Raw genomic sequence first — 18,244 nt, forward strand, 5'->3', positions numbered from 1 at the left:
AATGAAGACGGCAGTTTAGCAGCCGTTTTACCCTCTTCAGACCAAAGTCTAAAAAGACAACCCTTGTGTCTAAAAGTGAATCGATTCAGCATAGCCAACTATACACAGGTGACACGATTCATCCAGCTAACCACAACGATCTACGACTAACGTTTTATGCGCGCATGTTCGCCGCCAATCGCAGACGTTGCTGTTGCCTGACCGCGTTTACAGGAGAACCCTATGTTGACACTCGGCCCCGATGACATCTTGCTCGACCGCCATGCGGACCACTGGCAAGCTGCGCTCGATAGCGCCGCCAACGCGCTGGCGGATGCTGGCTTGGTGGCGGCCGAGTACCGCGAAGGCCTCCACGCCCGCGAAGCGCAGTCCTCTACCTACCTCGGTAACGCGATTGCGATTCCCCACGGCACCCCAGAAAGCCGCCACCACGTTAAGCGCACCGGCGTGCGGGTGCTGCAGTTTCCTGAAGGGGTACAGTGGCACGACGGCAATACCGTTCATGTGCTGGTCACCATTGCGGCACAAAACGACGAGCACTTGGACATTCTGCGCCAGCTGACCCATGTTCTTGACCGCGACGGCGTAGCCACTGAGCTGGCCAGCGCCAGCTCCGCCGCCGATGTCGCCCGCCTGCTCTCGAAGCCGTCATTAGCGCCGCGCCTGGATGCCGATACGCTATGTGTTAACTTTCCCGCCCGGGACCCGCAGGAACTGGCCCTGGCGGCGGCAGCGCGGCTGCGCCAAAGCGGCTGCGTGGATAATGGTTTTATCGGTGCAGTCGCCAGCGCCCAGCCCCAGTGGCTGGGCAAAGGCCTATGGCTTGCCAGCCACGCCCAAGGGGTGAACCAGCCCGCGCTGGGCGTGGCGACGCCCGCCGACACCTCGCTTGAGCATAGCGGCCATCCGGTTCATGCGCTGTTCTGCCTCGCCGCCAGCGGCGATGCCCACAGGCCGCTGCTTGAGCAGCTCATGGCGGTACTAGAAAACGGTGAAAGCGAGAGCTTTGTCGGCAAAAACAGCGCCCAGCTCCTGGCGGCCCTGGCTGGCGAAACCGCCAGCACCCAAACCCGTCGCGTGCGCGTATTAAATCCTCACGGCCTGCATGCTCGCCCGGCCAAACAGCTGGTACAGATCGCCCGTGCCCAGCCCATGCCGATCAACGTGCGCCTGGAAGAAGGCAGCGCCACCACGGTATCCGCCGCCAGCCTGACCAAAGTGATTGGTTTGGGTGCACGCCGCGGCCAGTGGCTGATCTTCTCTGCCGAGGGCGAACAGGCAAGCGCCGCGCTAGATGCCATTGCCGCCGCCGTTGAAGAGGGCTTGGGTGAAAAAGTCACCCCGTTCGACGGTGGCCGCGATGCAACGCCCGCCGCCAACGCCAGCAAGCCTGCCGTGGAGCCGCTGGCCGCCGACAAGCCGCACACCGGCGTGGCGGCCTCCCCAGGGTTAGCGATTGCCCCGGTATTTGTTATTCGCCCGATGCAGTTTGATTACCCGGAGCATGCCAGCGACCCCACCCAAGAGATCGCACGCTTAGAGGCCGCTCTCAAAGAGGGTGCTGCCCAGCTGCAGGCGCTGGTACACAACGCCCCTGGCGGCGAAGTAGCCGACATTCTCTCCATGCATGAAGAGATGCTCGACGACCCCGAATTGCACCAGGCGGCGATTGACGCCATCCGCGAAGGGCGCTCGGCGGAAGCAGGCTGGTGGGAAGCCATCGACACCGCCGCCCACGCTCAAGAGATGCTGGCAGACCGGCTGCTGGCCGAACGCGCTGCCGACCTGCGAGATGTCGGCCGCCGCGTGCTCGGCGTGCTTTGCGACGTTACCCTGCCCGAGCCGCCCGACCATCCCTATATTCTGGTAATGGACGATATCGGCCCCTCTGATGTGGCCCGCCTGGACACCTCCCGCGTGCGCGGCCTGCTGACTGTTCGCGGCGGTGCAACCGCCCACAGCGCCATCTTGGCCCGTGCGCTGGGCATTCCTGCCGTGGTCGGTGCCGGTGAAGCAGTGATGGCGCTGCATAACGGCGGCATGATGATTCTGGATGGCGAACGCGGCCGCGTGACCTCGCAACCTTCCGAGGAGCGCCTGCGCCGAGCCGAACAGCAGCTGCTCGACCAGCAGCAGCGAGAAGCGGATGCCTGGGAGCTGCGCTTTGAGCAAGCGCAAACCCGCGACGGCCACAAGGTGGAAGTGGCTGCCAACCTCGGCAACACCGCCCACGCCGCCGATGCGGTAGAGCGCGGTGCGGAAGGGGTCGGCCTGCTGCGCACCGAGTTCTTGTTCATGGCCTACTCCAGCGCTCCGGATCTCGCTACGCAAATCGCCGAATACCGTGAAGCCACCGATGCGCTTAATGGTCGCCCGCTCGTCGCCCGCACCCTGGACGTGGGCGGCGACAAGCCGCTGCCCTACTGGCCGGTACCCCAGGAGGACAACCCCTTCCTGGGCCTGCGCGGTATTCGCTTAGCGCTGACCCAACCAGAAGTACTGGAAACCCAGATTCGCGCCCTGCTGATGGCCGCCGTGGGTAAACCGTTGCGCATCATGCTGCCGATGGTTAAAGACGTGGCCGAGTTCCGCGCGGCGAAGGCGATCTATGACCGTCTGCTCAAAGAGATCGCCCCCCAGCAGCGAGCCACTGACGTACAGCTTGGCGTGATGATTGAGGTGCCTTCCAGCGCCTTGTTAGCGCCCACGTTGGCCGCCGAAGTCGACTTCTTCTCAGTGGGTACCAACGACTTAACGCAGTACACCCTCGCGATTGATCGCGGCCACCCGGAGCTTTCTGCCCAAGCCGATGGCCTGCACCCGGCGGTACTGCGGTTGATTCAAATGACCGTCGAAGCCGCCCACGCACAAGGCAAATGGGTCGGTGTGTGTGGCGAGCTGGCTTCTGATGCCATGGCCGTGCCGGTTCTAGTGGGCTTAGGTGTCGATGAACTCTCGGTGAGCGCACGCCAAATCCCGCTGGTCAAAGCCCGCCTGCGCGAGTTTGATCTTGCCCAAGCCCAGGCCAGCGCCCAGCTAGCGCTGAGCAAAGCCACCAGCGACGAAGTCCGCGATGCTCTGGAGGCCAGCTAATGGCACGTGTGGTCTGCATTACGCTGAACCCAGCGCTGGATCTCGCTTTCAACCTGGATGCGCTGACGCTGGGGCACGTCAACCGCCCCACCGGCGCGCAGCTGGAAGCCGCAGGTAAAGGGGTGAACGTCGCGCGGGTATTGGCAAGCCTGGGCCACGAGGTGATCGTGAGCGGCTTTTTAGGCGAAGAGAATGACGCTCCTTTCAGCCTCGCCTTCCCCCGTTACGGCGTTGAAGATGCCTTTGTACGGGTGCCGGGCAATACGCGCATCAACGCAAAACTCGCCGAGCAGAGCGGCCGCGTGACCGATATCAACGGCCCCGGCATGCCCATCGAAGCTTCCCACCTGGCTGCTTTACGTACCACGCTCAGCGGCCTGTTTGAAAGTAGCGCGCCGCCTCAAGCCGTGGTGGTCGCAGGCAGCCTGCCTCCCGGCATCGACCAGCCCACCTTTGGCGAGCTGCTCACCTTCGTAAAAGGTTTCAGAGTACCACTCTGGGTAGACACCAGCGGCCCGGCGCTGCTCACGGCGATTGCCGCGCAGCCTGCTGCCGTGAAACCGAACGAAACCGAGCTGGCCGACTGGGCGGGCAGCGCGCTTGATAGCGACCAGCAGCGCCAAGCTGCCGCCAAACGGCTGCACGCCAGCGGTATCGAACACGCGCTAATTTCAGCAGGTGCAGAAGGCGTTCTATGGGTGAGCCAGCACGGTACTTGGCAATCCACGCCACCCACCGTCACCGCCACCAATACCGTTTGCGCGGGTGACACCTTTGTGGCGGGCATGCTCCATGGGCTGCTAAGCCAACACTCGCCTGAAGAAACGCTTCGCTTCGCGACGGCGCTGTCTTCCGAAGCGGTACGCCATGTTGGTGTGGGCACTTCCCACGCCGATGATTTTGACTCACTCCAACAACAGACCCGGGTACGGCGTCTTGACGACACCCACACCGAGGGAGCCACGCGATGAACCTAATCCTGATTACCGCCTGCCCCAGCGGCATGGCGACCACTTTCCTGGCCGCCAAGCGCTTAGAACAAGCCGCCACTCGGCTAGGCTGGAACGTTCATGTGGAAATGCACGGCGAGATTGCGCCGCTGCAAGCCGCCAGCGCCGAGCAGATTGCTAACGCCGACTTGATCGTTGTAGCCGCCGACCACGTGCCCGCTCCAGAACGTTTCGAAGGTAAGCGGCTGTTCCAGGCCCCCATTGCCAGCGCCCTGCCCGACCCCAGCGCCTTTTTAAGCCAGGCCAAGCGGGAAGCGCCGATTTTCAGCGCTCCGGCAGCCACAGCGGCTACCCCGGCAAGCAGCGCAGGCGTTAAAAAGATTGTTGCCGTCACCGCCTGCCCCACCGGCGTTGCCCACACCTTTATGGCCGCAGAAGCGCTAGCCGAAGCGGGCAAAGCGATGGGCCACCAAATTCGCGTGGAAACCCAGGGTTCGGTGGGTGCGCAAAACAAACTCACTGAAGATGAGATCGCCGCCGCTGACGTAGTCGTATTGGCCTGCGATATCGAAGTGGACCCCTCTCGTTTTGCGGGTAAGCGTATTTATCGTACGTCTACCAGTAACGCCCTAAAAAAGCCGCGCCCGACGCTTGAAGCCGCCTTTACCGACGCTGTAGTGGAGGATGGCACTAGCGCTGCCAATGGCGCATCGGCCAAGAAAGGCATGAAAGAGAAAGGCGTCTATAAACACCTGCTAACCGGCGTTTCCTTTATGCTGCCCATGGTGGTGGCGGGCGGCTTGTTAATTGCCCTCTCGTTCGTGTTTGGTATCGAAGCGTTCCAGGAAGAGGGAACGCTTGCCGCCGCGCTGATGCAAATTGGTGGTGGTACCGCGTTTGCCCTGATGATTCCCGTGCTGGCGGGCTACATCGCCTACTCCATTGCCGACCGCCCCGGTATCGCTCCCGGTATGATTGGCGGCATGCTGGCCGCCAATATTGATGCTGGTTTTATCGGCGGTATTTTGGCCGGCTTCTTGGCCGGCTACGTGGCACTGGCCGTGACTCGGTACGTTAAGCTGCCCGCGAGCATCGAATCCCTCAAGCCCATTCTGATTATTCCCTTTGTGGCCAGCCTAGTCACAGGCCTGACCATGATCTACGTGATTGGGGAACCCGTGGCTGCCATTATGGCCGCCCTGACTGGCTTCCTCTCCTCTATGGGGTCTACCAATGCGGTGCTGCTGGGGATTCTACTGGGTGCCATGATGTGCTTTGACCTAGGTGGCCCAGTGAACAAAGCGGCTTACACCTTTGGCGTGGGCCTGCTGGCATCACAAACCTATGCGCCCATGGCGGCTATTATGGCAGCGGGCATGGTACCGGCCATTGGCATGGGCATTGCCAGCTTTGTAGCCCGCAACAAGTTTTCTGCCCCCGAGCGGGAAGCTGGCAAAGCCTCGTTTGTGCTGGGCCTGTGCTTTATCAGTGAAGGGGCGATTCCCTTTGCAGCGAAAGACCCGCTACGCGTGATTCCTGCTTGTATTGCTGGGGGTGCCGTGACCGGTGCGCTCTCTATGCTGATTGGCGCCCAGCTCATGGCCCCTCATGGCGGCATCTTTGTGCTCCTGATCCCCAATGCCATCACGCCTGCCCTGCTCTATCTCGGCGCGATCATTGTGGGCTCTTTGATCACCGGCTTGGGCTACGCGTTTATCAAACGTGGTGCTGCCCAAGTAGCCGTTGCCAGCTAAACGCTGCACACTAAGGGCGAGGCAATCTCGCCCTTTTGCTTTTGCTGGGCAGCCACTCTGAGCTGCCTACCACCTCGCTGTTTTATTAACTAATTTTCTTGCCATTAATCGCTGATTATTGTTTCAAGCAGCTCAATATGTAGTATTTTTACATAAATAACAGCGACGAAAGGGGCAGTGCCCTGACCCTCGTCAGTGATAACGATGTAAAAACAATAGGACCGCCCGTTATGTTTCAACTCACTCGCAGCGTTACCTGGCAGGCCCTAGAACGCCTGCGCGATAAAACCGCCAACGACCGCATTCGTGACTATTTTACGAGTGACCCACAGCGCTTTGAAAAAATGAGCCTGCGCGTCGGCGGCCTCTTTCTGGATTACTCCAAGCATCAGGTATCGGATGAAGTGCTGGCCAAGCTGATTGAGCTAGCCGACCACTCCGCCCTGGTGCAGCGCCGCGCTCAGATGTTCTCGGGCGATATTATCAACGTGACCGAGAACCGCCCGGTGCTCCACACCGCCCTGCGCCATTTGGGCGACGAGCCGGTGTATGTGGACGGCGAAGACGTGATGCCAGAAATCACCCGCACCCGCGAGCAGATCAAGCTGTTCTCGGAAGCGGTGCGTAGCGGCGAGTGGAAAGGCTATAACGGCCAGCGCATTAAAGACGTAGTCAACATCGGCATTGGCGGCTCGGACCTTGGCCCCAACATGGCAGTGCGTGCGCTGTTGAAATACCGCCACCCGGAGCTGCACTTCCACTTTGTTTCTAACGTGGATGGCACCCATATTCAGAAAGTGCTGTCGCGGTTAGACCCTGCCACCACGCTGTTTATCGTCTCTACCAAAACCTTCTCCACCCAGGAAACCCTGCTCAACGCCAAGACCGCGCGGCGCTGGTTCCTGGAAAACGCCGGAGAAGACGCGGATGTGGGCGCGCACTTTATTGCCGCTTCTACTAACCGCAAAGCGGCGATGGAGTTCGGCATTCGCGAAGAGAATGTGTTCGAGTTTTGGGCCTGGGTGGGCGGCCGCTACTCCATGTGGTCTTCCATCGGTTTGCCCATTGCGCTCTCGATTGGCTTTGAAGGCTTTATCGAGCTGCTGGAAGGCGCCCATGAGATGGACCGCCACTTTATCGAAGCGCCTTTCGCTCAAAACATGCCGGTCCTCATGGCGCTGATCGGCATCTGGTACATCAACTTTATCGGCGCAGAAACTCAGGCCATCGTGCCCTACGACCAAGCGCTCAACCAGTTGCCCTCTTTCCTGCAGCAATTGGATATGGAGTCTAACGGCAAGTCGGTGGATATTTTCGGCCACCCGGTGAACTACAAAACCGGCCCGATTGTGTGGGGCCAAACCGGCTCCAACGGCCAGCACGCCTTCTTCCAGCTGCTGCACCAGGGCACCCGCTATGTGCCGATCGATTTTATCGCCTCGCTCAAGCCGGAACCGGGTGTGGAAGACCACCACTTCGCCTTGCTCACCAACATGCTGGCCCAAGCCAACGCCTTTATGGAAGGCAGCCAAGGCGACAGCAAAGAGCTTAGCCAGCTCGACCCCTACAGCTGCCCCGGCAACCGCCCCTCCAGCACCCTACTGCTCGACGAGCTAACGCCGAAAAACCTGGGCGCACTGATTGCGCTCTACGAGCACAAAGTGTTCGTGCAGGGCGTGATTTGGAACATCAACTCGTTCGACCAGTGGGGCGTGCAGCTAGGCAAGCGCATCGCCGGTGAAATCAGCGAGCGCATCGACGCCAACGCCGCCGACTTCGACGCTTCCACCCAGGGGCTTCTGGAACTGGTGCGCGCCCACTTTCCCAGCACGGCGCATCAAACCCAACATTCAGAGCCAGCGAGCAGTGATAAAAAACCGGTGCGGAAGAAGCGTTAGATTAACGCAATATTAGCTAGTCGGAGCCCCCACTGCTGTGGGGGTACCTTTTTTGCACCTTGGCTTCCCTAGCTTCACTTCAAAACTCGGCGGGTGAGTAGCAAACATCTACCTGCTCATTATTTCCCTATAGGGATAAAGACCTCTCTTTTCGATCGTCCTACGCATTATTTTCCCTATAGGGAAAGATCAGCTAGTATATCTGTTTTAATCCTGAAATTTTCCTTATGGGGAAAATGGAGCGCGTATGCGTACCCTGCCAGCAACGACGGAAACGCCCCTTCACTCGATTGAATCCGCCAAGAGTCTCGGCTTGTTAATTCGTCAAGCCCGCAAACGCCAACACCTGACACTAGAGACGGTGGCTGGACTTTGCGGTGTCAGCATCCGTTTTTTAAGTGAACTAGAAAACGGCCGTGATACATGTGGCATAGGAAGAGTATTACGCGTGTTAGAAACACTTGGCATTGAGCTTCTCGCCCAGCCAATGGATAGTGATCTATGACAGCTGATCAACTTATCGTTTGGCAAAACCATCAGCGAGTAGGCACTCTCTGGCGCGGTTTAGATGGCCGTCTCATGGGCTTTGAATATGACGAGGAGTGGCAAGCTAGCGGACAAGCAATTTCCAATAGCCTTCCTTTAAGCCAACGAACATGGCTGCCCGAAACGCTGACCGCCCATCACTGGTTTGGCAACTTGCTGCCTGAAGAGCAGGCGCGCGCTGCTATTATTCGCCAACTAGGCATTCCTGATGACGACTTCTCTCTGCTTGCCGCTATTGGTGGGGATTGCGCTGGAGCACTATCGATCCTGCCGCCTCATCAAACACCAGAACCTTCTAATCGCCAGGATTGTGATACGCCCCTTTCACAAGAAAGGCTTAATGAGTGGGCGGCTTTTAAGCAACGCTATGCGCTATTTGCAGAGTCACAACAAGCACCCAAGCCACGTCTTTCACTGGCGGGCGCACAGGACAAAATACCCGTCATCTGGCGTGATGAGACTTTTTATTTGCCTCAAGGCACTGCTCCTTCCTCACATATCGTTAAGTTTGCAGTAGATGGGCGCGACCACGTTATTTTTAACGAACTCTACCTCAACACGCTGGCAACGCTCGTCGGTATTGAGTGTCCCTCCACCTCAGTACGTTATGCAGGGCGGCATCCCCTACTGGTTGTAGAGCGTTACGATAGAGCATGGGTAAACGACTCACTACAGCGCATCCACCAGGAAGATTTATGCCAAGCAATGGGTATGTCACGTACGCAAAAGTATCAAGAGCACGGTGGACCAACTCTAGCCGACTGTTTTCAGCTGTTACGTGATGTATGTAAGCCTCCTGCACACTCATTACAACAGCTACTCCGCTGGCAAATTTTTAACGTGCTAGTGGGTAATAGTGATGGCCACGCAAAAAACGTATCACTACTACAAGACGCAAAAGGCAAATGGCGTATTGCTCCCGCTTACGATTTGGTAGGTACCGTTGTTTTAGGGTATGACCCGAGGCTGGCATTCTCTATCGGCAACCAAAATAACGCCATGCAGCTTTTATCTCGTGACTGGAAACTGCTAGCTGAGCAGAGCCAGCTTAGCTATCCGTTCATCAAGCGAGAGATTAAACATCTACAAGAGTTACTGCTTCGATTTGCCAGCTCAAAAGAGATGCAGCAAGCACTGCTAGAGGCAGGATTACCCGATCATGCTTGGTTACGCTTGCAACAACAGCGCCACCACATTGTAAAACAGTGCAAGAAAGCGGCGCTCTGGTAACGTCACCCTCTTGCAAGACACTCGATAATCAAGATGAGCAACCGAATGAAACACCTTCACCAAGCCATCCAACGCTGCCCGCGAGTAGCGGTATACGGCACATTAAAGCACGGCCATCGCAATCATCATTGGTTAAACGGCGCTGACATGTTGGGCCAAGACCGTTTAACAGAGATCACGCTTTACGACCTTGGCCCCTACCCAGGCGCTAAGCTCATGCCTTCTACAGGCGTTACTGTGGAGGTGTATGCCATTAACGCTGAACAGCTAGCGCGGCTGGATGAGCTAGAAGATTACCTGCATCATTCCCCCGCAGAAGGGATGTACGACAGGACTGTGTTGGCAACACAGTATGGCGATGTTTGGTGCTATATCTACAATCCAACGGTTGAGGCAACGTCGTTGGTCAAGAGCGGAGAGTGGTAAAACGATCTACAGAAGGGCCAATGCCTCTTCTGTACTCACAACCTCCGCATACTCCCCGTCTAAATTCGCCAGCGACATCGCATGCACCTCGTCGGCAGTGCGATAGGTACCGGCGTAATCTCGTTTTGCGAACGTGAAGGTGGCATCGCTCACCATATAAGTATCGAAGCCTAAATTCCCCGCCGAACGCACGGTGGCTTCAACCGAGTTACTGGTACTGACGCCCACAATGACCAGCTGATGGATGCTACGGGCGTGTAGCCAGCGCTCTAACCCCGAGTGCGTAAACGCATCGGGGACGTTTTTATCGACGATAGGCTCGGTGGCGAGTGGCTCAAGCGCAGGCTGGAACAGCACGCCGCTCTGCCCAGGCCAAAAGGGCGATTCGGGTGAGCGAGAGAGATGACGCACATGAACCACTGGCTGCTGGCTTTGCCGCCAAGTGGCTAGCAGCCGCTGAATGTTGGCTTCTGCATGCCGGTTATTGCGCTCTCCTGCCTCTACAGTCGCCATGCCCTGCTGCATGTCGATAATGATCAGTGCCGCACGCTGATTCGTCGTCGCGGACATACCTGCCCTCCCCTGAAATCATCCGAGTAAGTCTTCCCTCTTTTCCCAACATACCATTAGCGCTGTCGTGGCTGTACTGCCCGCTTGGTTGCGGTACTGTGCAAACCTCATATACTGTATTTATGAACATATATCTTGATACTACGTACGAGGTAGCAGATGACATCACTGGATCCCTCTCGCGCTACCGTGCATAAAGGGCGCGGTGCAACCTACGACCCGCATAACCGCTTTGCCCCTACCCGCAGCGTGGCGGAGGATGACGGCTGGTGGCAGGAAGAAGCCTCTACCTCACTGGCAACAGAAGTACGCGAGGAAGCCAGTAAAAGCGCACTCTCTTGGAACAATTCGCCAGATTTACCTTTTGATCGTTCGCTTAATCCCTATCGCGGCTGTGAGCATGGCTGTGTCTACTGCTATGCGCGCCCCTCCCACGCCTATTGGGATTTGTCGCCAGGGCTGGATTTTGAAACCAAATTGATCGCCCGCCGCGGGCTGGTGGAGCATTTAAAAGAGGAGCTTTGCCACCCCCAATACGTTTGTCGCCCCATTAACCTCTCCGGCAATACTGACTGTTACCAGCCGCTAGAAGCCACCTACCAAACCACCCGTCGTTTGCTGGAATTACTGCTGGCTTGCCGCCACCCGGTGACGTTAGTGACGAAAAGTACGCTGATTTTGCGGGATATCGATCTACTGGCAGAAATGGCAGAACATCGATTGGTGCGGGTATTTGTGAGCTTAACCAGCCTAGACGCCAGCCTAAAACGCACGCTGGAACCCCGTGCGGCATCGCCTCAGGCACGCTTGAAAGTGATTCGTGAGCTGAATACGGCAGGAATACCGGTGGGCACGCTGATATCACCGATTATTCCTGGCCTGACCGACCATGAGATCGAACGTATTCTGGAAGCCGCCAGCCGTGCCGGGGCGCGCACCGCGACCTGGATGCTGCTGCGGCTGCCCCACGAGGTCGCGCCGCTGTTTGAAGCGTGGCTAGAGGCTCACTACCCCGAGCGCGCTGCCAAGGTGATGAGCTTGATGCGTCAGTGTCGGGGCGGTAAAACCTACGATGCGGCCTTTGGTAAGCGCTTTCGCGGAGAAGGGGTATTTGCTGACTTAATCGCGCAGCGGTTTCAGCGTGCTAGCCGCCAGTGGAACATGCAACCCCGCACAGAGCAGGGGCTGAATACCCGCGATTTTCGCCCGCCCCGGGCACAGAGGGATTTATTTGATTAGACTGCTGGAATACAAACCCTCTAAGAAGACGCCCTCTCTATGTCGCTCAGCAAAACAAAATCCAGCTTTTATCGCCGTTTATATGTGGCTTACTTGATTGACCAAGGCGTGGCCAGCGTGCCCGCCCTGATTGACGCCACCGGCATGCCAAGGCGCACCGCCCAGGACACCATTACATCGCTGGGGGAATTGGATATTGAGTGCGTGTTCGAGAAAGGCGACGGCGAGCGCCATAACATCGGCCACTACGTGATCAAGCAGTGGGGCGCGATTGACCCACGCTGGGTGACGCAACATGCTCAGCGGCTGGGTGAGGCGTTGGGCTATCGTGAGTAGGCCATGATGCAGCAGGTTCGGCCCAGGTCAGCCTCGCTGCGTTGAGTGTGACGCTAAGGGAGCTAGCGGCCATGGCCAGCACGGCGACCAGCGGGGGAATAGCCATGGTGACCACCAACCCCAGCGCCAGCGTGTTATAGAGCGCCGATAGCAGCAGGTTTTGTACCATGATGCGACGGGTTCGCTGGGCAACGCTCAACAGCCTGGCGACACCCGCAATACCAGGTGATAGCAGCTGAGCAGCAGCCCCTTCCCGGGCAGCGTCGCTGGCGTGCAGCGGGGCCACACCCACCGCCGCCGCCGCGAGGCTCAGCGTGTCGTTGACCCCATCGCCCACGTACAGCGTGGGTGATGGCAGCGCCTCTAGCAAACGTGCCTTGGCCTCGGGGGAGCGCTGGGCATAGCAAGCTTCCCGCGGTAGCCCAACGCGCTGGCCCAGCCACTGCACGGGGCCCTGGCGATCTCCGCTGATCAGCGCCAACACGTAACCGGCACCCTGTAACTGGGCAAGCGTGGCCTGAGCATCCGGCACAGGCTGGTCGGCCAGGTACAGGGTGGCCAGCCATCCTTGTTCATCGGCCACCAACACCTCAGACGCAAAGCCATACGCCGGGTGCTGTGCATCGCCAGGAATCTCGTTGCCCTGCTGGGCTAGCCACGCTGCGCTGCCCAGCCACCAGGTGTGGCCATCGGCGAAGGTGACGGTTTGCCCGGCCCCCGGCGTTTCATGCACCTCCACCTGAGCCTGCGAGGCACCGCTTGCCCAGTGGCGCAGTCCGTTCGCCAGCGGATGCTCACTCTGCCTGACCGCCACGGCCAGCTGTTGGCGGAACGGTTCCTCGTCTTCCCCATCACGCAGCATCGCATGCAATACGCGATGCTGCCCTTGGGTCAAGGTGCCGGTCTTGTCGAACGCCACCGAGCGCACCTTGGCCAACACTTCCAGCGCGGCAGGGTCGCGCAGCGCAATACCCTGCTGGGTGGCCTGGCTACTGCCCGCCAGGCTTGCCAGCGGCACGGCCAGGCCCACGGCGCAGGGGCAGGCCACTACCAGCACCGAGAGCGCGCGCACGCTCGCCTCGTCCCACCCCACGCCCATCAGCCAGGCAATTGGGAGGGTCAATGCCGCCAACACCAGCGCTGCGGGGCTCAGCCAGGCGGCAAACCGCTCGGCCAGTGTGTGCAGCTCGCCTTTTTGCGTTTGAAAGCGACGCATCTGGTCACACAGCTTGTCCATTCGCCGCTGGCCCGCCGTGGCGGTCACGGTCAGTTCCAGCGAGCCGCCCTGCCCGCCACTTCCGATAAAGCGACAGCCTGCATACGCTGGCTGCCCGGCGCGCACGAAGCGCGGCTGGCTTTCACCGGAAAGCGTGGCGGTGTCCAGCCAGCCGTCGGTGTCCAGAGTGCCATCCAGCGGCAACACGTCGCCCGGTGCCACGGCGATGCGCTGGCCCAGCGTGACCTCCTCGATGGCGGTTTCCTGGGCCTGCCCCTGATGCAGTATCCACACCGACGTATCGGGCAGCGCCAGCGCGTCGAAGGCTTTCAAACCACGCTGACGGCACAGCGTTTCGACCAGACGCCCTACTAATAGCAGAACGATCAGCATCACCGCCGTATCGAAATAGACCTCTACCGAGCCACGCCACAGAAGGCTCAGCGATACCACCACGGCCCCCAGGACGCCCAGGCTCACCAGCACGTCCATGCCGGGCCGCCTTGCCCGCAATGTGCGCCAGCCCGCCCGGTAAAAAGGCAGCCCGGCATAGCTCACCACGGGTATCGCAAAGGCACCCGACACCCAGGCCAGCACGCTCTCCAGCGCGGCCGTGGGCATGGCCCCAGCGTAGATCAGCAGCGAGGCCAGCATGGTCCACATGCCAAACACCGAGCCGACGATCAAGCGCAGAGTCAAATAACGGCTTTCCTGCTCCAGCCGAGCATGGGCGTCCTGCAGGTCTTCCAGCGGCGCTAGGCGATAGCCCAGCCTCGCCACTTTGGGCGACAGCGCTTCCAGCGCCGTCGCCTCAGGTTCACCCTTCACCCACACGGTGGCAGTCGGGTAGTGAACGCTAACGTCCCGCACGCCTGGCTGCTGCCTCAGCGCGCCTTCCACCGCCAGCGCACAGCTGGTGCACCACATGCCGTGCAGCGTATACAGCGGTGCTTCCGGGCCGTCAGGTTGGGCCGCATGCGCGGTCGATGCGTCGCTCAAGGCCACGTTACACGCAAGGCGGAATGCCTATGATCGGCAGCGCCACGAACACGACGCTGAGCGCCGAGAACAGATACAGCCCCGCCGAGACCACGGCATTGAAACGTGCGCGCCCCTGGTGGAGCTGGCCAGCTTGCCAGCACCACCAGGTAAGCGCCGCCAGCAGAGCGGTTGTGACAATACTCAGCAGCAGCATCCAGCCATTGAGCAGCGTGAACACGCCACGCTCCGTAGCAGGGGCCGCCACCTCACAGGCCACGGCGTGGCCTCCATAAACGGCGATGAACCAAATGCACCACACGGTCAAGCCCACCACGAAGTGGATAGGATGCGTCAACCTCAAGCGCTCGAGTAAAGGTGACATGGCATTAACCTCCTATCACGCGGGGCAACACAGCGAGCGAGCCCACCAGGATCCAGAAGACCACGGCGTTGTAGCGCCACAGCTGTACCACCACAGCAGGTTCGAACGGCGCATGGGCGCCCACGTAGCCATAGCGCACCCGCAGCGCCTGCATGACCGTCAGTACGACCGCAAGCCCGCCGTGGAACAGGGCATAAATCAGACCCAACAGCAGCACGGCATCGTGGGTGGTCTCGGTGGGGGCCAAATCGGCGGCCAGCATCACCCAGGTGGTCAGGGCGACCTGCACGGCCCCCAGCGTACCGGCTAGATAAAAGCCGCTGGCAAGCCCGGCATCCTGCTGGCGGCGCAGCCCACGGATCAGCTTAACCATCACCATATAGCCTGCCGTGATGGCCAAGCCTGCGGCCACAAGGCCCGACAGCGAGAGCGGCGACACGTCAGGCATGCTCCACTCCGGGGAGACGGTCCACAGGTAGAACCAGCCGAACAGGTAAGAAAGAAAGAACGAGCCGTTGGCAATCAAAAAAGTGCCCATGGCCCACACACCCGGGCCATCCATGGTGCGAGAGTGCAGCGGCGGGTCACCGGGCGACACATTGGCATCCGGCGCGGCCTTAGGGTGCGCGCCGTTCTCCCAGGACCAGCGCAGCAGGAACACCCCGGCAATCAGCACGAAGACACCGGCCAGCGCATAGACCCGCACCAGCAGGCTGATACACACCACCGCCAGCGCCATGGCAGCAAACAGAGGCCACCAGGAGTTACCCGGCAGGTGAATGATTTCACGCACCTTGCCGGAGATAGGGTCGGTGCCCCACATCTCACGCCGCCCGTGGGTGGCGACCGCCAGCGAGTGCTTCCCTTCCGCCATGGTGACAGGTAGGTTCGGGTCATCCCACAAGGGGTGACGGGTTTCGATCTTGGGCAGGCTGACGAAGTTGTAAGCACTGGGTGGCATGGTGTTGGCCCACTCCAGCGTATCGGCGTTCCAGGGGTTCTGCTTGGCGGGTTTGCCAAAGCGGAAATGTAACGCAATATCCAGCAGCACCATGGCAATACCTGCAGACATGACAAAACTGCTGACCGACGAAAGCAGGTTATAGATATCCCAGCCCATGCCGGTGTCGTAGGTGTAGACGCGGCGCGGCATCCCCAGAAGCCCGGTCCAGTGCATGATCAAGAAGGTGCCGTTGAAGCCCAAAAATGTCAGCCAAAAACCCCAGCGGCCCAAATTCTCAGAGGGCATGCGTCCGGAAAACAGCGGCAGCCAATAGTAGAGCCCGGCAATCAGCGGGAAGAACATGCCCCCCACCAGCACGTAGTGCATGTGCGCCACCACGAAGTGGGTATCGTGAACCTGCCAGTTGAACGGCACCAGCGCCAGCATGACGCCGGTTAAACCACCGCAGACAAAGATGATCAGAAAGCCCAGCACCCACAACATGGGCAGCTTCATTTTAGGCTTGCCCAGCCATAGCGTGGCCAGCCACACGAACACCTGAATGGCCGTGGGCACCGCCACCAGCATACTGGCCGCCGAGAAGAAGGCCTGCGCCAGCTGGGGAATGCCCACCGTGAACATGTGGTGAACCCACAGGCCGAAGCTGATGAACCCCGTGACAATAATGGCAAAGACTACCCAGCCATAGCCCACGATGGGCCTTCCGGCAAAGACAGGAATCAGCGTCGAGATGATCCCCGCCGCAGGCAGGAAAATGATGTAGACCTCAGGGTGCCCGAACAGCCAGAACAAATGCTGCCATAGGATCGGGTCACCTCCGCCAGCGACTTCAAAAAACGGCATGCCGACGGCGCGCTCCAGCTCCAGCATGACACTGGCCAGAATCAGCGGCGGGAAGCCCACCACGATCATCAGCGCCATGGCGAGGATGTACCAAGCAAACAGCGGCATTTTATGCAGCGCCATGCCCTGTGTACGTGTGCGCAAGATAGAGACGACGATTTCCACCCCGGCAGAAAGTGCCGAGATTTCCACGAAAGTAATACCCAACAGCCAGAAATCAGGGCCAAGGTCAGGGGAGAACTCACTGCTACTGAGCGGCGTATACATGAACCAGCCACTGGAAGGAGCCATTTCCAGAATAAGGCTGGAGGTCAGAATGATGCCGCCAAACAGGTAACACCAGTAGCCCAGCGAGGTGAGCCGGGGGCACACTAGGTCCCGTGCGCCGATCATCTTGGGGATCATGTAGATCGCCAACCCCTCCAGCATGGGAATGGCGAACAGGAACATCATGACCGTGCCATGCATGGTCGTGACCTGATTGTAGATATCCGGCGACATGAAGTCCTGATCGGGCATGGCCAGCTGGGTACGCACCAGCATGGCCAGGATGCCGCCGATCAGGAAAAACACCATCCCGGTGATCATGAAGCGCAGGCCCAGCGTCGTATGGTTGACGATAGTCAGTGCCTTCCACCCTTTGGGATTACCCCAAATATCGTGCAGGTCTTCATGCAACTGCTGCGGGTCCTGCTCAATGGCTTTTTGGCTAACGCTACTCATGGGTTCAAGGTCTCCAACCAAGCACCCAGGCTGTCCAGGGTGTCCGTGTCGATATCAGCGTGGGACGGCATCAGGTTACCGGGCTTCAACGTCTGATGATGGTGCAGCCATTGGCTGATGGCGCCATCGTCCATGGCCATCACGCCAGCGCCCAGCGTTGCTCGGCTGCCCACGTCGGAAAGGTCGGGCCCCAGCGTGCCATCACTGACCCCGGCCACCGAATGGCAGCTGGCACAGTGGGTCATGAACGCGCTGCGCGCCTCGTCATCGGTAGCATTGGCCGTCGCCATTGTTGCCAGAGCGTCTCGCTGCCGCTCGGCCAGCCAGGCGTCATACTCTTCCCGGGGCAAGGCTTCGACGAATAGATGCATATGGGCATGCGCCACGCCACACAGCTCGGCGCACTGGGCACCAAAGACGGCGGGAATGTCTGCCTGCAGACGAATGCGGTTTTCCCGGCCGGGAATCATGTCAACCTTGCCACCCAGGCGCGGAATCCAGAACCCATGGATGACATCGGCGCTGGTGACGTGGAAATCCACTGGCTCGCCGACCGGCATCACCAGATGGTTGGCGGTGACTACCTCGCCGCCTTCGGCATTGGGATAGCGCACTTCGAACCACCACTGATGGCCGATGACTTCGATCACCTCGCCGGGTTCGCCAATGGCCAGCATGCGCTGACCGGCAGGCACACCAAAGGCGAGCAGCGCCACGATGCTGACCACGGGCAGCAGGATACCGCCCCCCAGAATCCAGTGGCGAGCCACCCGCCGCTCCTGAGAAGGCGTGCGGGTGACGTCCCTGGGCCTGAAGGCAAACAGCCAAAGCCCCGTGAGCACCGTCAGCACCACGGCACTGAAGGTCAACATGATCCACCAAATCAAGGCAACATCTCGTGCAGCTTGCCCAGCGGGGTCTAGAATGGACTTATCGCCCGCACAGCCGGCGGTCAACAAGGCCAGCCCCAGCACCGCCAAAACGGCTATTCGGTTGACCCGCCGACCCGTTGCGCGTTGAATGTTGGGCGAGGCTATATTGCTGTTACGTTCCCTCATCTGCTGTTTCCCTTTAGTCTGCCCACAGGAAGTGA

At 59.6% G+C, this 18,244-nt stretch carries 14 protein-coding genes; 9 read left to right on the forward strand and 5 right to left on the reverse strand.

Going from position 1 to position 18,244, the window contains the following annotated elements; genetic code table 11:
• Positions 1-222: 222 nt before the first annotated feature.
• The 7 genes from ptsP (at position 223) to IEW65_RS15865 (ending at position 9,897) form a co-directional block, all read left to right on the forward strand.
• A complete protein-coding gene (gene ptsP, locus IEW65_RS15835) occupies positions 223-3,093 on the forward strand; it encodes a phosphoenolpyruvate--protein phosphotransferase (protein WP_188640424.1) in 2,871 nt (956 codons plus the stop codon).
• Positions 3,093-4,064, forward strand: a complete 972-nt coding sequence (gene pfkB, locus IEW65_RS15840; RefSeq protein WP_188640425.1) for a 1-phosphofructokinase — start codon at positions 3,093-3,095, stop codon at positions 4,062-4,064. The genes ptsP and pfkB overlap by 1 nt, the downstream gene beginning before the upstream one ends.
• Positions 4,061-5,797, forward strand: a complete 1,737-nt coding sequence (locus tag IEW65_RS15845; RefSeq protein WP_188640426.1) for a PTS fructose-like transporter subunit IIB — start codon at positions 4,061-4,063, stop codon at positions 5,795-5,797. The genes pfkB and IEW65_RS15845 overlap by 4 nt, the downstream gene beginning before the upstream one ends.
• Positions 5,798-6,027: 230 nt before the next feature.
• Positions 6,028-7,695, forward strand: a complete 1,668-nt coding sequence (gene pgi, locus IEW65_RS15850; RefSeq protein ID WP_188640427.1) for a glucose-6-phosphate isomerase — start codon at positions 6,028-6,030, stop codon at positions 7,693-7,695.
• Between the two features lie 247 nt (positions 7,696-7,942).
• Complete coding sequence (locus IEW65_RS15855; protein WP_074210730.1) at positions 7,943-8,200, forward strand: helix-turn-helix domain-containing protein; 258 nt, start codon at positions 7,943-7,945, stop codon at positions 8,198-8,200.
• Positions 8,197-9,471, forward strand: coding sequence for a type II toxin-antitoxin system HipA family toxin (locus tag IEW65_RS15860; RefSeq protein WP_188640428.1), 1,275 nt, complete (start codon positions 8,197-8,199; stop codon positions 9,469-9,471). Before IEW65_RS15855 ends, IEW65_RS15860 begins: the two co-directional genes overlap by 4 nt.
• A 45-nt stretch (positions 9,472-9,516) precedes the next feature.
• Positions 9,517-9,897, forward strand: coding sequence for a gamma-glutamylcyclotransferase family protein (locus tag IEW65_RS15865; protein WP_188640429.1), 381 nt, complete (start codon positions 9,517-9,519; stop codon positions 9,895-9,897).
• A gap of 6 nt (positions 9,898-9,903) precedes the next feature.
• Here the strand turns inward: IEW65_RS15865 and IEW65_RS15870 are convergent, their stop codons facing one another.
• The gene (locus tag IEW65_RS15870) at positions 9,904-10,467 is read right to left on the reverse strand and encodes a cysteine hydrolase family protein (RefSeq protein WP_188640430.1); all 564 of its coding nucleotides are present in this window, start codon (positions 10,465-10,467) and stop codon (positions 9,904-9,906) included.
• A 159-nt stretch (positions 10,468-10,626) separates the two neighbouring features.
• On the opposite strand from IEW65_RS15870, the gene IEW65_RS15875 reads away from it, so the two are divergent.
• Positions 10,627-11,706, forward strand: coding sequence for a PA0069 family radical SAM protein (locus IEW65_RS15875; RefSeq protein WP_188640431.1), 1,080 nt, complete (start codon positions 10,627-10,629; stop codon positions 11,704-11,706).
• Between the two features lie 39 nt (positions 11,707-11,745).
• On the forward strand, positions 11,746-12,042 hold the full coding sequence (locus tag IEW65_RS15880; protein ID WP_188640432.1) for a winged helix-turn-helix domain-containing protein: 297 nt from the start codon (positions 11,746-11,748) through the stop codon (positions 12,040-12,042).
• Here the strand turns inward: IEW65_RS15880 and IEW65_RS15885 are convergent.
• From IEW65_RS15885 to coxB, 4 genes are all read right to left on the reverse strand, one after another.
• Positions 11,960-14,185 (reverse strand): heavy metal translocating P-type ATPase, encoded by a 2,226-nt coding sequence (locus IEW65_RS15885; RefSeq protein WP_229755599.1) that lies wholly within the window; start codon positions 14,183-14,185, stop codon positions 11,960-11,962. The two genes, IEW65_RS15880 and IEW65_RS15885, sit on opposite strands and share 83 nt — an antisense overlap.
• 79 nt (positions 14,186-14,264) lie before the next feature.
• Positions 14,265-14,621, reverse strand: coding sequence for a hypothetical protein (locus IEW65_RS15890; RefSeq protein ID WP_188640434.1), 357 nt, complete (start codon positions 14,619-14,621; stop codon positions 14,265-14,267).
• Positions 14,622-14,625: 4 nt separating this feature from the next.
• The gene (gene ctaD / locus IEW65_RS15895; protein ID WP_188640435.1) at positions 14,626-17,151 is read right to left on the reverse strand and encodes a cytochrome c oxidase subunit I; all 2,526 of its coding nucleotides are present in this window, start codon (positions 17,149-17,151) and stop codon (positions 14,626-14,628) included.
• On the reverse strand, positions 17,148-18,209 hold the full coding sequence (gene coxB / locus IEW65_RS15900) for a cytochrome c oxidase subunit II (protein ID WP_188640436.1): 1,062 nt from the start codon (positions 18,207-18,209) through the stop codon (positions 17,148-17,150). The genes ctaD and coxB overlap by 4 nt, the downstream gene beginning before the upstream one ends.
• Positions 18,210-18,244 lie beyond the last annotated feature (35 nt).

The sequence above is a fragment of the Vreelandella lutescens genome, from assembly GCF_014640815.1.
In the GTDB taxonomy this organism is placed as follows: Bacteria; Pseudomonadota; Gammaproteobacteria; order Pseudomonadales; family Halomonadaceae; genus Vreelandella; species Vreelandella lutescens.

Excerpts from the sequence above, each read along its gene's own strand:
- pfkB (WP_188640425.1), top strand. The coding sequence starts at position 3,093 with ATGGCACGTGTGGTCTGCATTACGCTGAACCCAGCGCTGGATCTCGCT.
- ctaD (WP_188640435.1), bottom strand. The coding sequence starts at position 17,151 with ATGAGTAGCGTTAGCCAAAAAGCCATTGAGCAGGACCCGCAGCAGTTG.
- IEW65_RS15845 (WP_188640426.1), top strand. The coding sequence starts at position 4,061 with ATGAACCTAATCCTGATTACCGCCTGCCCCAGCGGCATGGCGACCACT.
- ptsP (WP_188640424.1), top strand. The coding sequence starts at position 223 with ATGTTGACACTCGGCCCCGATGACATCTTGCTCGACCGCCATGCGGAC.
- IEW65_RS15880 (WP_188640432.1), top strand. The coding sequence starts at position 11,746 with ATGTCGCTCAGCAAAACAAAATCCAGCTTTTATCGCCGTTTATATGTG.
- coxB (WP_188640436.1), bottom strand. The coding sequence starts at position 18,209 with ATGAGGGAACGTAACAGCAATATAGCCTCGCCCAACATTCAACGCGCA.
- IEW65_RS15855 (WP_074210730.1), top strand. The coding sequence starts at position 7,943 with ATGCGTACCCTGCCAGCAACGACGGAAACGCCCCTTCACTCGATTGAA.
- IEW65_RS15865 (WP_188640429.1), top strand. The coding sequence starts at position 9,517 with ATGAAACACCTTCACCAAGCCATCCAACGCTGCCCGCGAGTAGCGGTA.
- IEW65_RS15875 (WP_188640431.1), top strand. The coding sequence starts at position 10,627 with ATGACATCACTGGATCCCTCTCGCGCTACCGTGCATAAAGGGCGCGGT.
- IEW65_RS15860 (WP_188640428.1), top strand. The coding sequence starts at position 8,197 with ATGACAGCTGATCAACTTATCGTTTGGCAAAACCATCAGCGAGTAGGC.
- IEW65_RS15870 (WP_188640430.1), bottom strand. The coding sequence starts at position 10,467 with ATGTCCGCGACGACGAATCAGCGTGCGGCACTGATCATTATCGACATG.
- IEW65_RS15885 (WP_229755599.1), bottom strand. The coding sequence starts at position 14,185 with ATGTGGTGCACCAGCTGTGCGCTGGCGGTGGAAGGCGCGCTGAGGCAG.
- IEW65_RS15890 (WP_188640434.1), bottom strand. The coding sequence starts at position 14,621 with ATGTCACCTTTACTCGAGCGCTTGAGGTTGACGCATCCTATCCACTTC.
- pgi (WP_188640427.1), top strand. The coding sequence starts at position 6,028 with ATGTTTCAACTCACTCGCAGCGTTACCTGGCAGGCCCTAGAACGCCTG.